At 44.6% G+C, this 24,920-nt stretch carries 13 protein-coding genes; 5 read left to right on the top strand and 8 right to left on the bottom strand.

The features are described 5' to 3' along the window. The first annotated feature begins 10 nt into the window (after positions 1-10). The 4 genes from B3P16_RS06135 to B3P16_RS06120 are packed head-to-tail and all read left to right on the top strand — an operon-like array spanning position 11 to position 4,951. The gene (locus tag B3P16_RS06135) at positions 11-1,504 is read left to right on the top strand and encodes a RagB/SusD family nutrient uptake outer membrane protein (RefSeq protein ID WP_286841822.1); all 1,494 of its coding nucleotides are present in this window, start codon (positions 11-13) and stop codon (positions 1,502-1,504) included. Between the two features lie 12 nt (positions 1,505-1,516). Next, complete coding sequence (locus tag B3P16_RS06130; RefSeq protein ID WP_286841820.1) at positions 1,517-2,323, top strand: DUF4843 domain-containing protein; 807 nt, start codon at positions 1,517-1,519, stop codon at positions 2,321-2,323. A 1-nt stretch (position 2,324) separates the two neighbouring features. Beyond that, positions 2,325-3,776, top strand: coding sequence for a PKD-like family lipoprotein (locus B3P16_RS06125; protein ID WP_286841818.1), 1,452 nt, complete (start codon positions 2,325-2,327; stop codon positions 3,774-3,776). A 32-nt stretch (positions 3,777-3,808) separates the two neighbouring features. After that, complete coding sequence (locus B3P16_RS06120; protein WP_286841816.1) at positions 3,809-4,951, top strand: TlpA disulfide reductase family protein; 1,143 nt, start codon at positions 3,809-3,811, stop codon at positions 4,949-4,951. Between the two features lie 139 nt (positions 4,952-5,090). On the opposite strand, the gene B3P16_RS06115 is transcribed toward B3P16_RS06120, so the two are convergent. From B3P16_RS06115 to B3P16_RS06080, 8 genes are all read right to left on the bottom strand, one after another. Continuing rightward, a complete protein-coding gene (locus tag B3P16_RS06115) occupies positions 5,091-5,906 on the bottom strand; it encodes a sialate O-acetylesterase (protein WP_286841814.1) in 816 nt (271 codons plus the stop codon). 100 nt (positions 5,907-6,006) lie between these two features. Beyond that, complete coding sequence (locus B3P16_RS06110; RefSeq protein WP_286841812.1) at positions 6,007-7,737, bottom strand: RICIN domain-containing protein; 1,731 nt, start codon at positions 7,735-7,737, stop codon at positions 6,007-6,009. Positions 7,738-7,768: 31 nt separating this feature from the next. Then, entirely contained in the window at positions 7,769-9,454 is a 1,686-nt protein-coding gene (locus tag B3P16_RS06105; protein WP_286841810.1) for an endo-1,4-beta-xylanase, read from the bottom strand. 23 nt (positions 9,455-9,477) lie between these two features. After that, positions 9,478-10,503: a DUF5627 domain-containing protein gene (locus B3P16_RS06100; protein WP_286841808.1), complete on the bottom strand. Its 1,026-nt coding sequence runs from the start codon at positions 10,501-10,503 to the stop codon at positions 9,478-9,480. A gap of 16 nt (positions 10,504-10,519) precedes the next feature. Further along, positions 10,520-12,283, bottom strand: coding sequence for a RagB/SusD family nutrient uptake outer membrane protein (locus B3P16_RS06095; RefSeq protein WP_286841806.1), 1,764 nt, complete (start codon positions 12,281-12,283; stop codon positions 10,520-10,522). A 21-nt stretch (positions 12,284-12,304) separates the two neighbouring features. Next, on the bottom strand, positions 12,305-15,184 hold the full coding sequence (locus B3P16_RS06090) for a SusC/RagA family TonB-linked outer membrane protein (protein ID WP_286841804.1): 2,880 nt from the start codon (positions 15,182-15,184) through the stop codon (positions 12,305-12,307). A gap of 27 nt (positions 15,185-15,211) precedes the next feature. Beyond that, entirely contained in the window at positions 15,212-17,110 is a 1,899-nt protein-coding gene (locus tag B3P16_RS06085) for a RagB/SusD family nutrient uptake outer membrane protein (protein WP_286841802.1), read from the bottom strand. Positions 17,111-17,123: 13 nt separating this feature from the next. Further along, entirely contained in the window at positions 17,124-20,306 is a 3,183-nt protein-coding gene (locus tag B3P16_RS06080; protein WP_233789149.1) for a SusC/RagA family TonB-linked outer membrane protein, read from the bottom strand. A gap of 439 nt (positions 20,307-20,745) precedes the next feature. Here B3P16_RS06080 and B3P16_RS06075 point away from each other — a divergent pair, with 439 nt between their 5' ends. Beyond that, a complete protein-coding gene (locus B3P16_RS06075; protein ID WP_286841800.1) occupies positions 20,746-24,822 on the top strand; it encodes a hybrid sensor histidine kinase/response regulator transcription factor in 4,077 nt (1,358 codons plus the stop codon). The last annotated feature ends 98 nt before the right edge of the window (positions 24,823-24,920 follow it).

Genomic DNA, 24,920 nt, shown 5'->3' with positions numbered 1-24,920 from the left:
ATATGTACAGATGAAGAAGTTAACTATAGTTTTAATACTGTTCACAGCCCTGAGTACGCTTTCTTGCTCCAAGTGGCTGGATATACAACCTGAAAGCGAAATCGACAAGTCGGTCCTCTTTTCTACCGAGGACGGTTTCAAGGAAGCCCTGATCGGCGTATATACGCGATGTGCTAAAGATGATCTCTATGGCAAGGAGCTGACCATCGGAACGCCAGAAGTACTTGCGCAGAACTATGCGCTGTCAAGTAATGATCCCTTGCGTTATCAACAGACCAAATTGTTTAAATACAATGATGGTAACTTTATTGGTCGAAAGGACAATATCTGGAAGGGTTTATACAATGGTATTGTCAATGCCAATCTGATACTTGGTGAAATTGACCGTAAAAAGCAGTTATTTACGGGAAGCAACTATCAATTGATCAAAGGGGAGTCGCTGGCTTTGAGAGCCTACCTACATTTTGATGCTTTACGCCTATTTGGTCCGGCTCCGATTGTGAATGACAAAATTGAAGCCATTCCCTATGTAACGACCTATTCCAATAAATCCACTAAACTGTCCACGGTGTCACAACTTCTGGATTCGGTGATCCGAGATCTGGAAGACGCTAAAGAATTGCTCAAGGTTGATCCCATCCGTCTGAAATCCTACGTGATTGGTTATCCTACCGTCGGAGACACCTTGAAAAACTCAGAACTGCAGGATAAGAGTCTCTTTTTACAAAACAGAAGGCACCGGCTCAACTATTATGCCGTGTGTGGGCTGCTAGCGCGTACCTATCTCTATAGTGGAGATAAAGTAAAGGCATTGCTGAACGCACGTGAAGTGATCGATGTCAAAAAATTTCCATGGACCAATGCCACGGATTTCCTTGCCGTCGATGCGGATAAAAAAGATCGGGTTTTCTATAAAGAGCTATTGTTTGCCTGGTACATTCCAGGCATGAACAGCACCTATAACAACGACTGGTTCCAGGATAACAACAGCGCGATTTATCTAGATCAGGATGAAGCAAAAACCATTTATGAGGTTGCAGGAGCCGGTGGCGGTGACATGCGCTATACGCAATGGTTTGGAACGGTAAGTGTTGGGAATTCCTTTATATCATCTATTCACAAATATCGAAGGAATACACTGGGCGACAGTTTTGCAGCCAATCTGCATTATTTGGTCGCGCCTGCGATCCGCTTGTCAGAAATCTATTATATCGCTGCTGAATGTAGCTACGAGACATCTCCCGCTCAGGCTGCAGCATGGCTCGATGAGGTACGTGAACATCGCGGCATTGGTCAGAAAGTAGATATATCAACCGATTCCAAACTTCGAAACGAACTTCTTAAGGAATACCGTAAGGAAATGTTTGCCGAAGGGCAATTGTTTTTTGCCTATAAGCGGCTCAATGTACCAATTGTCGGACAGCAAGGCACCACAATTCCAGCCAGTCAACAAATTTATGTTTGGCCGCTGCCTGATGATGAAATAATTTATGGACAACGGTAAATAGTAACCACAATGAAAAAAAATATTTTATTACTTCTGCTACTACCGCTGCTGCTACTGTGGTCTTGTAAAAAGGCGGTTTTAACGACTTACGATAGGTCGGCTAATGTTTATTTCGATCTGAGCGACACGGATCGGGATAGCATTGTATACACCTTTGCCTATGATATGACCAAGGCACAGGATACCATTTTTGTTCCTGTCAAAGTGATGGGATACCGTGATCAGCAAGCGCGACAATACGAGGTTTTCGTGGAAAAGGATTCATCAACGGCCCGTGCTGATCTGCATTATGAACAGTTGAAACCGGCCTATACCATAGAAAGTGATGCAGGCCGGGCACAGTTGCCCATTATCGTACACAATATCAGCGAACTTGAAAATCAATCTGTATCACTGCTCATAAAACTAAAGGCAAGCGATGACTTTGCTGTTGAAAATCCAGCCTTGATACGCGCGCGCATCATAATTTCTGCCCGATTGGAGCAACCGGCCTGGTGGACCATGTGGCTTGATAATTATTCGCGGGTAAAACATCAGCTCTTCTTGATTGTGACTGAACAGCGCTCGCTTTCTACAGTCGGACTTGATGCACCCAAGAATCTCTACTTTGTCAATCTCCTGCTGATGATGCTCAATGATCCCTTTAAATGGGTGAAAGATCACCCGGAAAAGAATTATGTGCTGAGCAGTAAAGACGACGGACAGACCTATCAGTTCTATCACGTGGACAATCCAAACCGAAGCATCTTATTGAGAAAGAATAGTGCTTCGGGTAAGTATTATTTTATAGATGAATCAGGAAAGGAAGTCAGATAAGATGAAAAGAAATGTAAAGAGATCAAGAGCAATACTATTTTTTGCCATTGCGGCTTTAAATTTAGTGGTTTTGGGTAGCTGTTATAAGGACAAGGGGAATTATGCCATCGATATGCCTGAGGGCCCGCAGATTACCGGATTGGATACTTTGTATGAAGCTTCGGTTGGCGATAGTCTTATTATAGCACCTAAAATTACGGGCATCGATGCGGCTTCACTGAAATGTAACTGGCGCATCGATGTACCGGAGGCAATTGTCCCCGAAGCCAACCACTACGAAGGGCCCACCCTACGCATCGTTTTTGGGCTTCAGGCCAAAAGATACACGGCGCGTCTTACGGTGACCAATACGGCAAATGGAATGAAATATTTCTATAATTTCAAAATCCAGGGAGCGACGGCTTTTTCGCGAGGATCACTTGTGTTATCCATCAAGAATGGGGTCAGTAAGCTGTCCTTTATAAAACCTGACAACAGCGTACAAGCCAATATTTATGAGGCGATCAATCGCGAACCATTACCACCTGATCCGATGCATATCCATTACCTCAAAAATCAGTTCACGGGAAATACCCCATTAGGATACTGGATTATTTCCAAACAGGCAGGTGTGCGCCTCGATGTCAATAACTTGGTTAAAGAAGCGGTGAAGCCCGGTACGCTGCACGATAACTTTTTTCTAGCTCCCGCAACGATTGCTGTCGGAAATTTGCTCGCCCATCCGCAAGGAGTAATGATGGGCGTCATTAACGGCAAATTTTATGGAGGAACAACGAATACCTGGGATCAATCGAATACCTATGGTATGTTTGGAACTTACGCGGATGGGGACTACGAATTGGCACCGGAGATTTTATTGACAACCGTCGACAACAACTATAGTGTAATTGCTTTCGAAAAAAATAAAAAGCAATTTATCCGAATCAATATGTATGGCAGTCCGATGTATTTTGGTACCCAGTATAGTCCCGTAAATACTGAAATTTTTGATCCGACAAAGGTGGGTATGGATCTGATTAAAATGGTACAGATCAATAACACAGATACCTACGCTTATGTGAAGGATGGTAGCGGCCAACTGTATGAACTGAAGTTCAATGCAAATTTTAACGGACCGTTTATGATTACGGCAATACATAAGAGACTCTTTATAAAACAAGAATGGATAAATACCGAAACAAAGATGGTGGCCACCCGCAATGGGTACATCTATGTGGCCTACAAAAATCAGATGTTTCGCTATAATCCGCTCAATCAGCAGGTGGAACTGTTGAAGGCAGCCATCAAATCGGATGTCAGCCTGCTCAAACTGGATGATGATGAGAATACATTGATTGCAGGGGCAGAAGGCGCGCTGTATTATATAGATATCCGGGTAGGGAAAAACGGCGAGCTGCTTAAAACAATTGACGGTCTTCCCGGAAATCCCGTGGATATGACCTGGCGTAAGTAAAAAGGAACAATATACAATCTAATTATATAAACATGAAAAATTTAAAAATAGCTGCCTTAGCGCTGGCATTTTTTCCCTTGACATTATTTGCGCAACAAGCCAGTTTTCAGATCAAAGGAACTGTACCACAAGCTTTCAATGGCAAAAAAGTGTATCTCGATTACACAAAAGATGGATTTCCAGCCTCGGATTCATCGGCTATTGTGGATGGCAAGTTTAGTTTCAAAGGAACGGTGGAGGAGCCAGCTTACTCCCGAATGGTGTTTGATCAGGACGGTAAGGGTAAATTGATCGCACAAAATATTGGCGATCGATTATATTTTTATTTGGGTAATGAAACTTACAACATGACCATCAAAGATTCACTGCGTACCGCTGCCATAAAGGGGTCGCCCTTGCATAACGCCTATGTCGCTTATTTAAATGAGATTGGCGGTGGTTTTATGGATATTATTGATGCGGGTAACAAGGCCTTTTCGGCCGTAAAGCAGGATGCTCCTGATGCCAATGAGCAGTATAAGGCTATCCATGAGAAGTTTGAGGCGCGATTTGAAGCGCGACGGGTTAAAGAGCTCGCATTTGCTGCCAAAAATCCCAATTCAATCTTTGCGGTGGACGCGCTTATTGATGCGGCCAATAAACGCAAGCTCAGTGAGATCGAACCTTTGTTTTTGAAGCTGTCCAAAGAGGTCCGTCAAATGACAAATGCGCGACAGTTGGAAGCACGTTTCCTAGCGGAGAGAAGTGTGAAAATCGGTAATAAGGCACCTGATTTTTCCCAGCCGGATACGGAAGGGAAATTGGTCAACGTATCCGATTTTAAAGGTCAGTATGTGCTGATCGACTTTTGGGCAAGCTGGTGTAGTCCCTGCCGTGCTGAAAACCCCAACTTATTGAAGGCATACAACAAATATAAAAATAAGGGCCTGGAAGTGCTCGCGGTTTCGCTGGATGATACAAAAGGAAAAAATGCCTGGTTAAAGGCCATTAAGGATGATGGATTGCCTTGGATACATGTCGCCGATCTAAAGGGCTGGAGCAATGAGGCAGCAGTGCTGTACGGCGTGCGTGCCGTACCGCAAAATTATCTGGTGGATCCTCAAGGAAACATTGTTGCTATCAATATCAAAGGTGAATTGTTACACCAGGAATTAGCCAAAATTTTTGGAAATTAAAGGACAACAGTATGTACTGTTATTGCCTTAAGCCATAAAGGATACTATTATTAGAACGAATGGCCATATCGATCATGGTGTGTATCACTATGGCTGATTATCTGTAAAGGCTAGGGATTGATTCCCTAGCTTTTTTATTTCATTGCTTTTTCAGCAATTTAAGCATGCTTGCCGCATAGTTTTTGCCTAGCTGCCGGTATCCCGCAGGACTGAAATGCAGTCCGTCGCCAATACCTTCACAGCCTTTGGACGAGATGATATGGGCCGTGGGGATCGTAGCGGGCAGTGTCTGAATGATAGCGTTCATGCTTGCGCATTTACCGCCGGCTTCGGCCGAAAGGACTTCGCCGGCAAGCAGCGGGACATCTTTGGCGCTCAGGTGCAAATCGCGCAGGAGGCTTTCATAGACCTTTTTTACTTTATTGGGCCATTGCCGATCGCCAGTGTTGGACTCACCCTGATGAAGCAAAATACCTTTGATAACACCTTTCTGCTGCGCCATCCTGGCTAGGGCTACCAGTCTCTGATAAGGATTGTTGTCATAGGCAGCAAGCATGGATTTCATCCACTCCGGTGACTTTGCAACATAACTTGCTGTGCTGTCCTGATCAAATAATTGAATATGACAGCCGCCTACTGAAACGTTGATGACACCGACCTCAATATTTTTGGGAAGATTTTCTACAAGTGTTCGGCTAAAATAATCTGCAGGTGTAAGTCCGGTGTGGCAGCGTGTGAGCGGTGCCCGGGCCGGCGACCATCGGCCATATTGCCGCCCTAAATCGGGGCAATCTACTGCCGATAGTACCTTGAACCGTTCGATGGCCATGGTATCCTGAGGTTCGAATTTACCGTGCCCTTCCATATTGGATTGTCCAAAGCAAAGGTAAATATGGAAGTTTTTGTCTTGGGCGAACGCTGCTGTACCTGAAAAACCGCATAGTAGGAAGATCATTAACAGGATTTTAAATTGTGTTTGTCGCATGGTGAAGTTTTTCATGTGATTAAAATAAACTATTTCGCGGTAAGAATAGCTTACCGCGAAAAGATGACCTTTAGTTCATCGCTATAAATTTGAATTTAAACAACTGACAGGATGTACCATAGTAATCCCAAAGCTGCAGATTGGAGTTGCCATCCATGGTACAGTTGGGTACGTCCCAACCGCGTGTGGCATCTACCTTTGAGGTAATTTTGTAATAGCCATTAGCTACAGCTGTAACCTTCCAGGCCTGCGCATCATTGCCATAGTTCTGCCAGAGCCGGATCGCAGTTCCGAGTACATTACTGTTACTTGTCAGATCGATGCAACGACTGCTTGCGCTTGCTTTGGAGACAAAGCGCCAGTAACCATTGCCTGCATCGATGGCTACCCAGCGCTGTGCGTTTGCACCATTTCGGGTCCAGGGTCTGAGTGCTGCACCGTTGGCATCTTCCCCTGATTTCAAATCAAGGACTTTGTTGGCATCGGTCTGAAATTCAATTTCGTAAATCCCATTGTTCACCAAGCTGGTGACGGTGCAGTTAGACATGGGGTAATTGGCGGCGGCATATTGCTGAAACCATTGTTTGCTCGGTGCAGCGCAGGCTTCCCAATCGTTATTAAAGGCGGTGCCGGCATTGGGGTCGCCTTTGTGAAGCAAGTCATCGGGAGCAAGGAGGTTCCAGCTCACATTGCTGGACTGATCGACGATATATTTCAAATTTGCACCAAAACCATTACCACCAGCGGTGCCTGTAGATCCTGTGCCGAAAGTACCATATCCTTGTGGAGCCCAGTCGGTCTCTGTAATAGCGATTGGCGCAATGTCAGCAATAGGTTTGACATTGGTATTCCAGGCATTTTGGAAAGCTTGATAGGTATTGACACCGCCCCAATAACCCGGATAGATATGTACGGCGTAGCCGATATTTCCGCCGGTAATCTGATTAGTGACATAACCCTGGTAATGGGATTGCCAACCGGTACCGGGTATCCAGCAGACGTTGTTGGCTCCGTTGTTACGGATGATATTGACTAAGGGCTGAAAGAAATTTTTCAGCGCAGCAAAATGTTCATTTCCCGTCATTCCCCAAGTACCGTTCGTCCCAAGGATTTCAACAGGCTCGTTAGCCAATTCAAACATCACATTGTCTGCATTTTTCAGGGCAGTGTGCTGCGACAGAAAGGTCCATACGGTCTTGAGATAGGTATGATAGGCATCATTGACGGCGATACGGTGCGGACATACACCTGGAGGACGCAAGATGACATACATACCGCGGCTGCGGGCATGATTGATTAAGGGGATAATGACCTGGTCGGTGTAGGTAACCAGACGATTGTAGTTGAACCGTGAGATATCGTCTTCGGGAATGGGTGCACCTGGATCATTGGTCCAATAAGGATCAATATGCAGACGGATATAATTGAGGTACCATCCGTCGGCGGCGCTGCTGAGCTTGTCCATGACCGCCTTGTTGTAATTGAGCGCGCCCTGCACATTGTAATTGTCCCAGGTGCAGTAGCCCGAGTTGGCTCCATACTGACAGCCATTGAACCAAGGGCTTGGCGTAATGGCTACCCCATGCAGGACAATATTATTGTCGCAGGGATCTTTGAGGTACTTGCCACCGACATGTAGGGTCGGGGTTGGCCGCGGCCAGCTTGTAACGGCTTGCGCGGAAACATTGGATTTAAGACTTCTTTCGGATTCGCTGGTCAATGTTTTTTCTTCCAGCCGCGAGCAGCTGGAAAAAATAGCTAATAAAAAGATCAGCAATAACCACATGTTGTTTGTTCTCATAATTTACATATTTAAAGGGTGATTAATGATCTTATTTTTTAGCTGACAATGCCTCAGCAACAGCCTGGTAGGCTGGCTTTCGGACAAATCCTTCGGTCCATAAGCCGATGGGCTCTCCACGTCGCCAGAATGAACCCTCTTGGTCTGGACTATCCAATGGGCTCCATAGGGTGATACCGTACTGTTTATCCTTGGGAATGATCTCGAGGTATTTCTCAACGACAAACTTGTATAAATCAGCCTGTTTCTGATACATTTCAGCTGTTGCATTGCTGGTCTTTATGCCGCTTCCAAGGCCGATATCGAGCTCAGACACTTTAATCAGCTTGCCTGTTGCGGCCAATAGATTGAACATGCTGACGATTTGGTCTTTACTGGTATTGATATCGATGTGCATCTGGGTGCCGATTCCATCCACTTTGGCCCCTTTGCCTTCGATGTAGCCGACATAGGCGATGAGCCCTTTGCATTTGTTGCCACTGCCTTCCAAGCCATAGTCATTGATGAAAAGGAGATCATTGGCATTACCATATTTGCGGGCAAACTGGAAGGCTTTCACGGCATAATCTTTACCCAAATAATCCTGCCAGTAGAATTCATCATCCGCCAGATCGGTTTTGCCGACTCCCGTCTTTAGGGCATATTGGTCGGGCCAGTCGGACATCGGTTCGTTGACTACATCCCAAGCCTTGATGTAGCCTTTGGTTTTCTCAAGCATGCCGGCAATAAATGTCTCCATCGCTTTCGCGAGAATGGCTTCTTTCTCGGCAGGGGTTTTCTCGATCGTGCTGCCCCCAGGGCTTCCATAACCTTCGCCATTGGCGGACTGCGCTCTGGAGGAATTGTTTCCCCAGCCAAACCAACCATCAATATTGTTTTCAAAATCACTGTTGGCAATAAGGCTTGCCGAACTACCTGTTTTTGTCAGCACGACTTTGTCGATGAAAATAGTTCCATCATATTGACCAAAATTGATGATAAAACGGTTACGTGCTGCAGTTGCGGTGACTTTGAGTTCGTATTCTTTGTAGCTTGTTGTTAATGCCAATGAACCCATATTGTCGCCCGTATAATTGGAGGTGCTCTGCAGGTCGATACCAATGTTGCCCGCTTTACTGCCCCGTGCTACAATCTTCAATACATATTCTTTCCCTATTTCCGTTGGGTTAATGTCTGTGGCTGTCTGTGCTTCCCAGGCATTGACAACAGAGGGATTGCTCATTTTTAGTGCATGTCCCGCTAGAGCTGGTCCTCCAGAACCTGGTATAACCACCGGAGCGATTAACTTGTTCAGGTAGGCGGCATTCTGTCCCGAATGCCAGCACAACGTGTGGCCATACAGTGCCATGTTGTTTTCCTGTGCAGCTGTGAGCAGCTGTTCTACACGAGATAGATTCAGGCTTCCGTCGGCTTGCACAATGGAACCATGCTTCATTTCATAGCCCATCACCATTTCTTCGAAATTACGATTAGCCAAGCGGTAGAGTACTCCTTTATTAAAATAATCGTTCATATTGAGCGCGACACCAAGTTTAAATGCGGGGTTTGCCTGTCTGTCTAAATAAGTTTTCAGGGGATTGTAAGCATTTATATCTTCCTGCGCCAGCACTTCCTGCGGTTTATCAACAGCAAATTCCAAGGGTTGATATTTGGAGCAGGAACTCCAGACAGTGCCGAGCGAAAGTAGGATGACGATAGTTTTATTGATTTTTTTCATCGTTGTTCATTATTGAATTGATACTACTTTTTGACGGGCGTAAAAGTTTCCATTTTTACGGATCGGTCCCGCATAACGAGGGTATCCTTGCTTGTGACGGTCATTTGTGCCATATCGATCGTGTAGGATAGATATAGTGCATCTCGGTCTGCATTGCCCCAGCTGTTTTTTTCGCCCCGTTTGACGAATTTTCCACTTCCGGTAGCTGATACGCCGGCACTAGCCGAGCTAACACTGCAATTGTTGTCGTCGTCAAAAGATAGGTTCAGATTGACATTGATATTGACATCACCTGCTCCCTTAAAAGATAGGGGCAAGACTGATTTCTTAAGTGCTGCCGTACTGATGTTTTTGACTTCATCTTTTTCGACATAGGCCTGATGCCTGACAACGCTTTTTGTCAAGCTACTGTTGGCGCCTTTGCCAACGATCTGATCGGTACCGCGGCGAAGGTAATTGCCATGCCAGGGATTGATATATTTGAGGGCATAGAAGATAAAATCTTTCGGTGCAGCGTCCCAGTCGGATGCAATTGCCCTATTGGCAGTCTGCAACGAGGTTTTACCGGAGAGTATTGAATCGGCATTGACAACCTTTGTCATCCGGAGCGGTAAAACGTAATAGGTTTCCAACGACTTGGGGTCGGCAAAAAACGCGTCGGTCAGCTGTACCTCCACACCGCCCGTGAGGCTACCGCTGGGAATGCTGATCTGGTTGCTGGCAAGCTGATAATAATTGTCAGGCAGTGCGGTAACAGCCTGCCCATTTGGGTAGTGAAGCCCATTTGTGAGACTGTTGTCGACAACGAAGTCGATACGAATATCTTTTTTGTTGTTGTACACGCCGCCTGTAGTTGCCATGACTTTGACCTTATGTTGGTTGTCTAGGCTATTGTCAAAGATGTCTTCGCCCAGGGTCATTGTTCTGACCGGTGTCTGATAAGCGAAGTATACCGATTGAAATTCAAAGTCAGGGAACTCCCAGTCGTTATTTTTGCAGGACGCCAAACTTACTAAAGCCATTGCGTACAGGATATTGATTTTTTTCATCGTATGCATGTTAAGTTTAATTCCAACCTATATTTTGTACAAGATTGCTGTATTTAAGTACCTCGCTGTACGGGATTGGGCCGTAATTCATATAGTTTTCATAGAGTCTATTCTCGACAGGTATTTCGGTATAGCTGTTGTTGTTGATACTCATGCCCTTTGCGGCGACATTGATATCCATTTTCCAACGGCGAAGATCCCAAAATCGGAATCCTTCAAAGCAAAGCTCCAGTCGGCGTTCGTTTCGGATCAGCTGCCGCATTTGATCTTTATTGTTTTTGACTTGCTCCAGGTAAGGGTCGCCATTGTTGGTGCCTACACCTGCACGCCGGCGAATAGCTTTGATGATGTCGTAGGCCGAGAACGTAAAGGTACCCATACCTGTAGGTCCCCAAGCTTCATTGGCCGCCTCGGCATAGGCCAGATACATTTCCGTCATGCGTATACGCGCATTGAAGTGCATTTGTTGCGTAGAGGATGAGGGGTTGAGGTTGACATCCTGACGCAGGAGCTTTTTCAGGTAATAACCGGTTCGTGTGGATGTTTCGACTTTGTTCAAGCCGTCATTGGTCGGACTATTGGCTGTCGTATTGATCGCTGAATTGCTGACACCGGCTGTCGCACCATTGACAATGATATAGGTCTTCAATCGTGGATCCCGTTTATCGTAAGGATTGGCCTTATTGTAGGCCGAATTGGCATCTGCAATGGGATAGCCATTTTCCATAGGGAAGGCATCGATCAGGTTCTGCGTTGGGTTGAGCCGGCCTCTGCCGAATAATGTTGGCGGAAAATGATCTTGTTCCATACTGTTACTATTTCCTTTGTCTGTACGCCAAAGAATTTCGGCCGGATTGGAGCCGGAGGTTAAACCGTCGACCACCTCTTTATTGTACCAGGTAAATCCTTTAGGGTCGATCCCACTGACACCGCCTTTGGCTTGGATGACCTGCCCCGCATAGATCGCGGCTTGCTCCCAGGTCGTTTTACTCCCTTCACTGTATGCTGGACTTGCTGCTAATAGCGCTGCCCTGGCACGAATGGCCTGTGCAATGCGCTTGGTCATCCGTAATTTAAACGTGGACCCAAATACGCGATTGTAATCGTTGGCGTTTACGGTTCCTGCATATTTAACTGGAACCTGGCTGTCGCTAGCTATATTTTCATAATCCATCGGCAATAGATCCTCTGCTTTGTTGATGTCGTCGTACAATTGCTGCATACAGGCTTCAAATGAGGCTCGGGGTTGATTGAAATCCGAATTGACGGTCTCAGGAGTCAAATGGATCGGAACGCCCAATATCTCTCCTGTGCCTGACTTGCCGGCATGCGCCTGTAGGAGATGGAACATAAACAGTGCACGAAGGCCATAGGCTTCGCCTTTCATCCGGTCGTTGAATAGGGCGCTAACTTTTGGCTCCATGGCCCATTCAACCTGGTCCGTTAAGGACAGAAAATTGTTCAGGTATTGTATGGCCGAATAGCTGTTGCGCCATTGATCGAAGGGGTTGTTGATACTTGTCCACTGGCCGGTTGCCGTTTTTAGAAATGTATTGTTCTTATCGTTGCTCACCGCATTGTCAGTCGCAACGTCATCAAAGCTGTAGCTATTGCTTGGGATTCGGTTGTATCCGTTTAAAAGCAATCCCTGAGCATATAACGGGCGGCTATTGGCCGTTTCAATTTCAAGATTATTCTCGAGAGCCGGTTCAAACATATCTTCGCAGGAAGAAAATAACAGGCTGCTCGCGATGGCTAGCGTTAATAGTTTTTTCATCATTCTCATTTTAAATATTCACGATTAAAATAGAGCCTTTAGGCCGACGTTGAAAAATCGCGTTTGAGGCGCTTGTCCGATATTCAATTGCATGATTTCTTTTTCTTTTGCAATCATCAACAGATTGGATCCGTTGGCGTAGATACCTAATTCATGGATAAATTTGGAACTGAGTATACGTTTTGGGAAATCGTAGGAAAGCTGCACTTTGGACAGGTTGATGCGATCCGTCTTATAAAGCCAAAAATCTGAGCTTCGAAAGTTGTTATCACTGTTGAAGGTAGTTAGGCGTGGATAAGTAGCGGTTTCTTTGGTCGACTCTGTCCAGCGGTCGCGGACGACCACCGAGTATTTATCCTCCGCATCTACCCAAAAGTAAGAACTGTTTTTCATGGCCTTGGCACCAAACTGGCCTGTAGCGGCAGCAAAAAGGGTGAAGTTGTTCCATTTGACCGTCAGGTTGAGTCCTAATGTAAGTGGAGCTCCGCTCCATCCGCCTTTGCCCAGATAGACTTCGTCACGCGTATCAATCGTGCCGTCCCCGTTTTGGTCTTTATACTTAATATCCCCCGGTTTTACTTCACCAAATGAAGAGAAGGCCGAATTTTCAATGTCGGACTGGCTCATATAAAAACCATCATGCTGTAAACCCCATAATGCATCGAGCGGTTTCCCGGCTTTATTTTGATAGCTAAACTGATAAAGTTCGTCCCTTTTTACGGCTTTTGTCGTATAGTACATCCCATTGAATCCCAGTGATACAAAAGTCTGGTTTATCTGTTTGTTCAGGTTGACTCCAAAGTCTACACCCCGCCGTTCGTCGCTGTTGTAATTGATAAAGGGAAGATCCGAATAAACAGGCCAACCTGTGGTAAAATACATCGGGTATTGCGTTGCCGCTTGCACCAAACCACCGCTCATGCGGTTAAAAAAGTAGGATGTATTGAAGGTGATTAGGTTATTGTAAAGTCCACCTTCAAGGCTGATGTTAAGTTCTTTGCGTTTTGGAAATTTCATGTTTGGATTGTCGCCTCTCCGTCGGTCAAAAGAGTGTACCAATGCGCCATCAGCCCAGCTATACCAGGCCCCATTGTTGTAGGTATAATAGCCTTGATACAGGAAATAATCGTTAATGTCCAGATCTGTGTTTAAGATCCCCGCCGAAGCGGACAATCTTAGGTCATTGACAACTTTGCTATTGACAAGAAAGTTTTCTTTTGACAGGCGCCAGGCAAGGGCTAATGTCGGGGAGAGGGCCTGTCTGTTCCCCTGCGGTAATTTCGCCGAATGGCTATAGGCACTACTAAAATCAACATAATATTTACCGGAATAGTTGTAGCCTAACTGTAGCCCTAGATTGGCATTGCTGAGTTTATGATAACTGCCAGAGGCAGCGATCTGAAATGCATTGGCCAATAGGATTGCCGAAACATGGTGGTTGTTATCGTAGGTGCGGTTAAAGTTTAAGGATCCATTGAGTCCGATGGTCTGACGATAGGTGCTGCCGCTGATGTTTTGCAAACCCGAAATGCGGTCATCCCCATATTTTGTAAGGCTACTGATTCGATCTTTTCCGTCATAGTTGTTCCATGAAGCTTGATATACTGCATAATTGTTGTTGTAGGCCTGGTTGTAATTGGACTGATAGTCCACGGCGAGGTTGGTTTTGAAAACCAGTCCTTCCAGGATATTTTTCAAGTCAAAATTCAAACCTGTATTAAATTGAAACTGGCGGTTAAGATAGCGGTTGGTGCCACCGGCATAAATGTTAGCAAAGGCATTGGTCTGATCCAGCTGACTTCCCCCCAGAAGGTATTTACCATCAATGAGAAAATTACTATTGTTGACATACACCATCGAATTGATGTCACCTTCTTCGATCATATCGATCGGGATGAGTGGGGAGAAGCGATGCGGCCTAGCGATGGCGGCTGCTCCCCAATAATCTGCGTTGACTCCTTTTAACATGTAAAAGCTGGCCGAAGCGTCCACATTGAGCGAGATCATTTCATTGACTTTGACGTCGATGTTACCACGCATATTAAATCGATTGGCACCACCATTTTTCTTGGCCTGTCCAAAATTGAGCATAGACCCTTCGGACCAAAAACCAAAGTTGGTATAATATTGTGCCCGCTGATTTCCGCCTGAGATTTCGGCGGTGGCATCGTAGCGATTATAATGATCCTTGATATAGTCCGAGGAATAGTAATCAACATTTGGGTAGCGGAAAGGGTTTGTTCCGGCTGCATGTTGGTAGATGGCTTCGGCACCGTAGAGTGCCGAGAGACCGTCATTTTGCCGGGCCTCGTTGTATAACGTCATATATTCGGCAGAGCCCAGGTATTGCGGATAACTGATCGCCGTATTGATACCGCTATTAGCCCTGATTTTTATCTGCTGACCGCCAGCTTTTCCGCGTTTGGTGTTAATGCTGATTACACCTTTTGCCGCACGGCTACCATAGAGTGCAATGGCATTGACTCCTTTTAGGACACTGATCTGATCGATCTCGGTTGGCATAACGTTATTGGCGTCGCGCGGAAATCCATCCACTAAGACCAGATAACCGCTCATCCCCCAGATATTACCGTTATATCCGGAAATAAAGGCATCGAGATTTTCCAGACTGTAGGTGTTGTAGTTCTTGTCGAGCAATTGTGGGATGTTGATGGACTGGACATTGCCCATGAGGTCTTTTTTCTGAACTTTTCGGAAAGCAACTTGTACAAGTGTTGTACTGTCTTTGCCGATACTGTCCTGAAGACCAGTTTTCGAACATGTTGAATGTGTATTTTTATATTGTCCAATGGTTGGATTAAGCGATTCTTTGGCCATTCCTTCCGTGGTGGCGATCCAGCTTAATCCAAGACATAGTGCTATACTTAATTTTTTGTACTTCATTTTTTAAATGATTAAATGAAAAACTCGTTACCAGCCTGGGTTCTGATAGAACTCGGGATACATATTGACATCTCTGACCTTTAGTGGCAGCCAATAATGCTTGCTCGTAAATTTGCGTTCCAGAATAACGTTCTCTTGGATATTGACTACGCGATTTTGAGACGGATCTTGGTTGTTAAACATACCTGCTCGATCAAACGAAACTGCCTTCTTTAAGGTGTAAGGCGCTTCGGTCAATAACAACCAACGTCGCAGATCATTAAAACGGTGACCTTCGAAGGCAAGTTCCACAGCACGTTCGCGACGTAGCTCGGGAAGCAGGGCGGCCGCGGAGCTGAGAAATTTGCTGTCTATATGGCCCACACCGGCGCGATCGCGTACGATATTGATGGCATCGACAGCAGTTTTACCGTAATTGTCTGCTTTGCCCGTAGCCGAATTGGAAGCCATTAGGGCAGACTCGGCATACATCAGATAGACATCAGCAAGACGCATGTAAGGGACGTAAATATGAAGATTGGTACCGTAACTGTAGGCTTGATCATATTTATTGGATGTTAAAGGGATAAATTTGCGTAATACGTAGCCCGTCTGACTTCCGGTACGGGTATCCCGATAGCTTCCGCCTGTGAATAGATTGGCATAGCGGTTTTTTTCTTCTGATGCCGACATATTTCCCTGTACGACTTTTGTGCCGTCAAAAATAATGTCCTTATAAAAGCGTGGGTCGCGATCTTTCCAGGGGTATTCGGCATTGTATCCCGACTCCGCATCGGACTGGGTAATGTCCTTGATTGGTAAGCCGCTTTTCATGCCATAGTAATCGACATAATTTGCCGTTGGGTTAAACTTAAGGTCGCCATCTCCAACCTCCAGTGGAATATATTGTTTGCTTGTTCCCCAGTTAGACACCCAAGCGTCAATATAAGGGCCTCTGAATATGGCCTCTGTACTTCCTGGCATGGCCCAGTTTTGTCCCGTGGTGTAAAAGTTTAAATGAATATTGGCCAGGGGTACCAGTGCATAATTTGTCTGGCCGCTCTCCACAAGGGACAGCAATTCGCCAAAGGCATGGGCAGCTTTTTTGCAGTAATCAGCCTGATAGGTTTTACTTCCGGTGGACTGAAAATTCATCAGTGGACTTCCTGCCCAAAGGTAGTTTTTGCCAAGATAGGCCAGTGCCATGATTTTATTGATGCGCAACTGGTTTTTACCGAGTGTACGCTTTCCAGCGGTTGTATTGTCCCAGTCGATCGGCAAGAGGTTGGCCGCTTCTCTAAAATCGGCCGCGGCAAGGTCTGCACAGGCCTGGTAGCTAAGTCTTGGCAACCGGAGCTTTTCGTCACTTGGAAGTACATAATTGATGTACGGCATACCGCCAAAGTATTCCATCAACCGGTGGTGAAACCAACCCCTGAAAAATAACAATTGCCCTTTGATCAGGTTTCTTTCCTCCTGCGTCGCTTCGGTCAGTTTATCGATGTTCTCTAAGCCAAGGCTTATTTTACGAAGGCCAAACCAGGAGGCACTCCATAGATCTCGGAAGGCACGGTTGGCAAATACATCGTCGTTTCTGGTGGTAAAATCGCCCTGATCCATCCAACCGGCACCCCAGCCGTCGAATTCCCTTTGCCAACCCCAAAAATTGCCTTGATCGATCTTGTTTACATAATGAAAGTTGTTCGCTGTGGAGGTTATTTCATCTTCACCCCAGTTCCAGGAGTTGGTCCAGTAGTTGTTGCTGAAATTGACCACACAGTTGTACAGTTCTTCAGTATAACCCTGAAAGTTGATAAAGTTTTTAAATGCTTCTTTGGATGATACATTGGACTGTTCCTCTTTGTCTAGATATTTATTGCAGGATAGTAGTGAGGCAGTGGACCACAGTACACCCGTTATAAAGATTACCTTAAAATATTTTTTCATCTGTCTAATTGCTTTAAAAAGTAATGTTTGCACCTAGATTGAAACGCTTTACCGTAGGATAGGCTCCTTGAGAAGCCCAACCGGTACCGGCGTAATTGGATTCTCGGTCATCCGGCATTTTCGACCAGAAGACCAGGTTGTTGCCATTCAGGAATAGGCGGAGGTTTTGAAGGCCCAGGCGTTTGATTACGCCGGATTCGCGATTAAAATTGTAAGCAATTTCTGCTGTCTTTAATCGAATGTATGAACCGTCAAACATATATCTGTTGCCAGGGGCGTAGCTGCTTGACTGGGATAACCACCGGGGGAGTGGTACATCCGCATTGATATTGTCCTTTGACCAATAAGAACCTTCATCGTAGGCTAAATTTAGTTGCCCCGAGAAACTATTGAAGACAACCTGACGCGTCACATTATTGACGGCATACCATTGTGTCATGACACTGAAATTCTTCCAGTCAAACCCAATTGTACAATTGTAGGTGTTTTGTGGAACGGAGGGAAAGGCATAAGGAATATTGTCTTTGGCATCGATAATACCATCGCCGTTATAGTCCAGGATGTGGTAATTGCCGGGAAGCTTCGCAAGGTCATTGCTTTCATGTATGGTGCTGCCATACAGTTCATCCCAGGTATTATAATATCCGGAGCTAACATAGGAATAGGTTTGACTCACCTGTTTGTTATCCGGTTTTTGATATTCGGGTAGCAACTCAGGTGCATCGGCATTAATGACTTTATCCTTGGCATGAGTAAAATTGACATCGGCCCATATCCGCCAATCGGGGTTAAGTTGTTTATTGAATTTCAGTTCGACCTCATAACCTTTATTTTCTACCTCTCCAAGGTTGGCCGTTGGAGCCTCGACCCCAAAATAGGATGGAATAGACCGACCGCCACCTGTGATAAGCACATTCGTCCGATGATCTTTAAAGAAGTCTACCTTTCCGGAAATCTGTCCATTGAACAGTCCGAAATCCACGCCGAAGTTTAATTTCTTCACTTTTTCCCAACGGATATTGGGGTTTCCAAGCACATTTTCTTTATACCAGATGTAAGGACTGGTATTTCCATCCGAGTAGGAAAACCGGCCATCTACCCCCATTCCTGAAGTACCGCCATAAGCCCATTGCGTTAAATAAAGAAACTGTCCACCACCACTATCGTCGCCAATATCCCCATAAGAGCCACGCAGCTTTAAGGTGTTCAAAAAGGATAAAGGTTTCATAAACTCTTCTTCCGAAACTAACCAGCCAATACCACCTGAATTAAAAAAGGCAAATCTGTTTTCGGGGGCAAATTTCTCCGATCCTGTATATGCGCCGTTATACTCCAGCATATATTTGTTTTTATAGTTGTAGGTCGTGCGGAATACCCAGTCCTCGCGATAGGAGGGAACGGTGCTCCCCCTACCGTATTGATTTCGGTTGACAAGTCCCATTGCCGAAATATTGTGGTGTTGCGCAATGGTTGTTGCATAATTTAATTGTAGCTGATAAAATAATCTTCTGTAAGTGGCTCTGTCGTCGACAAATCCTGCTCCTGTTGTCCAGTCAATACCCTCCACAAAATCAAATCTATTGGTGCCATCGAAAGGGATCTGATACGTAGGAAGTCCAGTTTTGGGATCTATCCACTTGCTCTGTGTGTTATTATTCGCGTCGTTGATACCACGATTGGCTTCAACAAAAGTGTTATCCAGCGAGAGTGTTCCCCGTATATTGAGTCCTTTTGCTAAAAACTTAAGATCCTGTTCCAGTGTGAAATCGCTTGTAATGCGACTTGTAGTTGTATATTCCGTTCCACTGATGGCCAGAACACGCGCGGAGTTTATTCCGGCATTCGGATTTGGCGCATTAAATCCCCAGGTACCATCGGAATAACGTGGGTAAATAACATCCGGTGCTACGGTATAGGCTGCAATCCAATAGGAATAATTATTGCCGCCACCAAATGGACTTTTTCGGACACCACGGGAGCCCGCTAGATTCGTTGAAAATTTTGTTGTTGGCGTAAGCTGGAAATCCAGATTCGAACGTACATTGAGCCGGTTAAATCCATAACCCGCTTTATAACCTCTGGCGTTTTCAAACTGGCGGAACATGTCACCTTCGTAGAGATAATCTGCATTGGCAAAGTATTTGACAAATGGTGTACCGCCGGCAATATTAACACTGCTATTTTGCGAAAATGCTTGACTTTTAAAGAGTTCTTTTGCCCAATCGGTATTTACATAGCGCTCCCGTTCCGTTTGGTCGGCCGGGAAACGGTATTTATTGATAATATCCTGTGGTGAATAATCGGCCCAACTTGCAGGGTTAATGCCTAATTCATACTCAATCACTTTATTGCGTAGCATCAATGCATCGTATGAATCCATTTTGCCCGGAAGCTGGGACACGGTCTTAACAATGTTATTGACGGTACCGCGTATCAGCATCTGCCCTTCTTTCCCCCGCTTGGTGGTGATTAAAATAACGCCGTTGGCTCCTCTGACACCATACACGGCGGTTGCTGATGCGTCTTTGAGCACGGAAATAGTTTCGATGGAACTGATATCAACAGCGGATAATGGTCGTTCCACCCCATCGACCATGACTAATGGGTCGGTATTATTCCAGGTACTGCGCCCGCGGATCACAATACGAGGGTCTTCTTCCCCCGGCATACCGGTACTTGCCGTGGTAATGACCCCGGGCACATTACCGGTCAATGCCGCTCCTACACTAGAAACACCACCTGCGCGCTCGAGTATTTTACCGGAAGTTTGCGCAATGGCGCCAACAACGGTTTCTTTTTTCTGACGACCGTAACCGACGACAACGGTTTCCTCGATTTCGATAGACTTATCGGTTAATTGTACTTCTACCGTGTTCTTATTGTGGATATCCACTTCGAGTTGACCATATCCTAGTTTGGAGATGGTCAATAAATTATTATCTGCAGGGACTTGGATCGTGAAAACTCCATTGTCATCGGTAGCCGTGGCTAGCGAGGTGCCCTTTACCCTGATGGAGGCGCCGCTCACCTTTTTATGGTTACTATCGACGACAATGCCCCTTATCTGCCTTTTGGCCTGAGCATAGAGTGTTGCCTGTCCCACATAAAGCAGGAACAGCAGTAAAGTGAATGGCTTAGCTATACCCCATAGCTTTTTCCAATACCTTACTCGTGTGATTGTACATGTAATCATCATCGCATTTTTGGATTGATAAATAGGTTGAAGAATTCGTGGTTAAATTTTCTCTAATTGGCTAGATACGTTTGTATCCGTATTCCCTTTGATTATTTTGATAAAAAATCAAGGGACAGTCATGGATCATCAGGTACTGTCATATGCTGTATAATAATTGGTTAAATTTTCTTTTATAATGACATAGCAACCGGTTGCATTGGTTGCATATAGTTTTCCCTATATTGGGAACGCCTTTCAAAGCCGTTTATAATTGTAAATCAAAGCTAGCCATTGGAGAATTTAGTGGATAGCAAGAATGTTTAAATGAAGGATAAGAATGTCAAAAATTACCCCTTACATGGTGTAAATGATAGTGGAGACTAGTTTAGTAGGGATTAATTTGATAATTTAGTTGACAGCTCACTTCAAGTTTTTATGGTGAGATGATATACCTAAAGATATGATACGGATTTTACTGGCATTGAGCTGGATATTGCTGACCTTTTTTTCGTACGGGCAAAACCAGCCTGTAACATTTCAACGCTATTATTCAAAAGACGGGCTTTCTTCGAATACCATCTATAGTATCTATCGCGATAGCTATGGTTTTCTTTGGTTAGGAACAGAGGATGGACTTAACCGCTTCGACGGACGTCATTACAATGTGTATCGCTATGATGCCAATAAAGCAAACAGTTTAATGGCAAATCATATATCGGCCTTAAGTGAAGACAGAAAGGGAAGGATATGGATTGGTACTAATGGAGGTGGATTAAGTTATTATGATCGGGAAGCTGACCGCATCCGCTCGTATAATCTTACTCCCGACGGTAAATGGCTCAGCACCGCTATTAATGCAATTGATAACGACGCAAACGGAAATATTTGGATCGCTTCCTATGGTGCTTTGTTTATCGTGGATGTGAATGATCTACAAAAGAAGATGGATCCCACCTATCGACATATTGTGGAAACGTTTGCGGGTAAAGTGACGGGCTGTGTCTTTCGTGATCGACGAGGTAACATGTGGGTATCCTCAGAGAATGGAATTTTTCGTATCTCAGCAGATTTAAAGACTATTAAACGTTTTGAAGTCCTTTCGGAGCAGGAGAGGTATGGGAATGGGATTGAAGTTACCTCCATTGTTGAAGACGATGAGGGGAGAATCTGGATTGGGTCTATGCTTGGACTTAAATATTTGAGTCCTGGCGACGTTCAGTTCAAAAAATTTGGTACGGGATTAGGAAAAGGTGCTTTGAGCAGCCCACGCATTTATACGTTGTGTTACAATCAAAAGCGGGACTTATGGATCGGAACGGATAATGGTCTCGATGTACTTAATACCAGCGATTTTACAGTTCGGACCTTTAAGCCTGATCCAAGTAATGTACATAGCCTTTCTCATAAATCGATACGGTCTATTTTTATGGACAAGAGTGGAATCTATTGGATAGGTACATTTCAGGGCGGCTTAAATAAGTTCGATACCAATTTAAGTCAATTTAGTTTGAAAAGCCTGGATTTCCTGGAAGGAATGACTGGGGACCCAGCTATAGTGACTTCGTTTGCGGCCTATCAAAATAAGATCTTTCTGGGGGTCGATGGTGGTGGTATTTGGAAATACGATCGAACGACGGATCGATTGTCGCCTGTTGTACTATCTGCGAGCCTGCCTAAAGATCTTACGGTGCTGACCTTGGAAAGAAAACTCGATCAACTTTGGATCGGAACTTATCAGCAAGGGGTGATGAATTACGATCTCACTTCAGGAAATCTCAAAAGATACACCGTTGGGAATAGAACAGACAACTTGAATAATAACGATATTTTTTGTTTGAAAGTCGACTTTCAGGGAAATACATGGGTTGGGACAAATGGAGGCGGTGTGAATATCATCCAAAAGGGAAGTGGAACTGTCAAAAAATACAAACGGGAAGAACACTCAGACGATGGGATCGAGTTGCCGGGGAATTTTATACGTGCCCTAGCTGAAGACCAAGGCCACAACATGTGGATAGGAACGTACGGCTCGGGTCTGGTGATGTATGACCCTTTGAAACAACGGACTACACAATATGATAAAGCGAAAAATAAGCTTCCAAGCAATTATGTATTGGCCATACATATGGATAAAAATGGGAATTTATGGGTTGGAACAAATGGCAATGGGGTAGGCTTGCTACGAAAAGGGAAAGTACTATTTGAAACACTTTCCGAGAAAGATGGACTAGTAAATGGTGCTATCCAGAGTATTGTGGAAGACGACAAAGGAAGAGTATGGTTTTCAACAAACAAAGGATTGAGCTGTTATTCTCCGGCACATCATACGTTTAAAAACTATTCAAATGCCGTGGGATTGCAAGAAGGTGCTTTTATGCTGGGTGCGTCGTTAAAAACGGACGATGGAGAAATTTACTTTGGCGGTCAGAAGGGATTTAACCATTTTTATCCGGCACATTTAAAAACAAATAGCAATCCTGCCAAGGTCGCACTGACGGATTTAAAAATTGACAATGTGATCGTGCAGCCCACGGAGAAAGGTCCAATTCAGCAGTCTCTGTTGACTGCCGATCGTATCAACCTGAAGTACAAACAAAATTTTTCAATTTCTTTTGCGGCTCTAAATCTAACTGTGCCTGAGGATAACCAATACGAGTACCGACTTGTCGGTTTTGACAAAAATTGGATTCGCAATGGCAAGGAAAACAGTGCCTATTATACAAATTTGGATCCCGGAGACTATGTCTTTGAGGTACGCGCAAGCAATAATGATGGCATTTGGAACAAGGAGATCAAATCAATTGCTATACACGTTGCTCCACCGTTTTGGCGTACCATTTATGCCTATCTATTTTATGTGCTTGCAGTGTTGGGTGTACTTCTATGGATCAGGCACCGTGGCATTCAAAAGTTAAAGCAAAAATTTGCGATTGAGCAGGAACGTATCCAGGCGCGGCAGCTTATTGAGCAACAGAAAAGGGATGCAGAGACCAAACATCAATTGGATGCAATGAAGATTAGGTTTTTAACTAATTTAAGTCATGAATTCCGCACACCAATCTCTTTGATCATGGGCCCTATAGATGCATTGGTTGCTAAAAATAAAGATAGTAAGCTGGGGGAACAGCTTAATTTGATCAGCCGTAACGCGCGCCGCCTGTTGAATTTAGTCAATCAGTTACTTGATTTTCGAAAAATGGAATACCATGAACTGAAAGTGCAGGATGAAGAAGGTGAATTGGTATCTTTTGTACAGGAAGTATACCGCTCTTTTCAGGACATGGCCTTGCAAAAAGGAATCGATTATTCTTTTTACCCTTGCCAGGAGAAATTATATTGTCGATTTGACCGTAACAAGGTTGAGCGTATTTTGTTTAATTTGATCTATAATGCTTTCAAATTCACGAAAAAAGGTGGGGACATCGCCGTAAGTATATCTTCGGTAAATATGGTCAATAAAAAGCTGCATGTTTACTTTGAAGTGCGGGATACTGGTATCGGAATTCCCGAGCAGTTGCAACAATCGATATTTGAGAGCTTTTTTCAGCATGATACTGAGGGTAAAGTGGCGAGCCAAGGTTCAGGAATCGGACTGTCAATTGCACAATCATTTGTTCAGATGTATCATGGCGAGATTTCGGTAAGCAGTCAACCTGACAGCGGAAGTGTCTTTAAGTTTGATCTATGGTTGGATCAAGCTGATCCAGTTTACGAAGGTGTTCCTGAACCAGAAGGGGTCGCTTTGGCACAACCTGCCGAGCTTAGACAATGCCCACTTGTGTTGATTATTGAAGATGATGAAGATTTTAGGTATTACCTCAGCGAGTCTTTAAAAGAGTATTATCAGGTTATCGAGGCTACCAACGGGAAGGATGGCTGGCAAAAAGCACTTTTCCATCATCCTGACCTTGTGGTGAGCGATGTACAGATGCCGTATATGAATGGTATGGAATTTTCACAGAAGCTTGCACAGGATAAGCGGACAAAACATATCCCTGTTGTTTTGCTAACGGCTTCGCAAGTCGATAATGGTCTTGTCTGTGGCCTTGAGTCTGGGGCGGTGGGTTACCTGACCAAACCCTTTGATATGGATGTACTGGTGGCGAAGGTTAACAGCCTGCTCCAGCTGAACCAAGCATTCAAGGAAGTCTATAGTAAACAGGTATCTATTGTAGCTCCCGAAATGACGATTAAATCCGAAAAAGATAAATTTTTACAAAAAGTGCTCAAATATGTGCACGATAATATCGATAATCCACAACTTTCGGTAGAAGCGCTGAGTGCCCACACATCGATGAGCCGAGCCTCCCTATACAATAAGTTGCTGGAACTTACGGGAATGTCACCCGTAGATTTTATACGCTCGGTAAAACTAGAAAAGGCTGCGGGCTTGCTTGAAAAAAGTGATAAGTCCATTTCTGAAATTGCTTACGAGACGGGATTTGCCAATCCAAACTATTTTACAAAAGTCTTTAAAGCGAAATATCAAATGACACCAAGTGAATATATCCAATTGCAAAAAAGCACATCCGTGTAATAAGCACAAAATTGTTGTTTAAAAAGGTCGTTTTAGATCAGTTTTTTGGAAGGGTAATCTGTTTTAAACATTTTTACCCTTCTTTTTTTTATTTGTTG

The organism is Sphingobacterium sp. UBA7631 (genome assembly GCF_002483935.1).
GTDB classification, from domain to species: domain Bacteria; phylum Bacteroidota; class Bacteroidia; order Sphingobacteriales; family Sphingobacteriaceae; genus Sphingobacterium; species Sphingobacterium multivorum.
Note: the sequence above shows the minus strand (reverse complement) of the source record. Positions and strands in the feature narration are given on the sequence as shown.

Bases quoted from the DNA above. Each gene is read 5' to 3' on its own strand.
- B3P16_RS06135 (WP_286841822.1), top strand. From the start codon at position 11: ATGAAGAAGTTAACTATAGTTTTAATACTGTTCACAGCCCTGAGTACG.
- B3P16_RS06130 (WP_286841820.1), top strand. From the start codon at position 1,517: ATGAAAAAAAATATTTTATTACTTCTGCTACTACCGCTGCTGCTACTG.
- B3P16_RS06125 (WP_286841818.1), top strand. From the start codon at position 2,325: ATGAAAAGAAATGTAAAGAGATCAAGAGCAATACTATTTTTTGCCATT.
- B3P16_RS06120 (WP_286841816.1), top strand. From the start codon at position 3,809: ATGAAAAATTTAAAAATAGCTGCCTTAGCGCTGGCATTTTTTCCCTTG.
- B3P16_RS06115 (WP_286841814.1), bottom strand. From the start codon at position 5,906: ATGATCTTCCTACTATGCGGTTTTTCAGGTACAGCAGCGTTCGCCCAA.
- B3P16_RS06110 (WP_286841812.1), bottom strand. From the start codon at position 7,737: ATGAGAACAAACAACATGTGGTTATTGCTGATCTTTTTATTAGCTATT.
- B3P16_RS06105 (WP_286841810.1), bottom strand. From the start codon at position 9,454: ATGAAAAAAATCAATAAAACTATCGTCATCCTACTTTCGCTCGGCACT.
- B3P16_RS06100 (WP_286841808.1), bottom strand. From the start codon at position 10,503: ATGAAAAAAATCAATATCCTGTACGCAATGGCTTTAGTAAGTTTGGCG.
- B3P16_RS06095 (WP_286841806.1), bottom strand. From the start codon at position 12,283: ATGATGAAAAAACTATTAACGCTAGCCATCGCGAGCAGCCTGTTATTT.
- B3P16_RS06090 (WP_286841804.1), bottom strand. From the start codon at position 15,184: ATGAAGTACAAAAAATTAAGTATAGCACTATGTCTTGGATTAAGCTGG.
- B3P16_RS06085 (WP_286841802.1), bottom strand. From the start codon at position 17,110: ATGAAAAAATATTTTAAGGTAATCTTTATAACGGGTGTACTGTGGTCC.
- B3P16_RS06080 (WP_233789149.1), bottom strand. From the start codon at position 20,306: ATGATGATTACATGTACAATCACACGAGTAAGGTATTGGAAAAAGCTA.
- B3P16_RS06075 (WP_286841800.1), top strand. From the start codon at position 20,746: ATGATACGGATTTTACTGGCATTGAGCTGGATATTGCTGACCTTTTTT.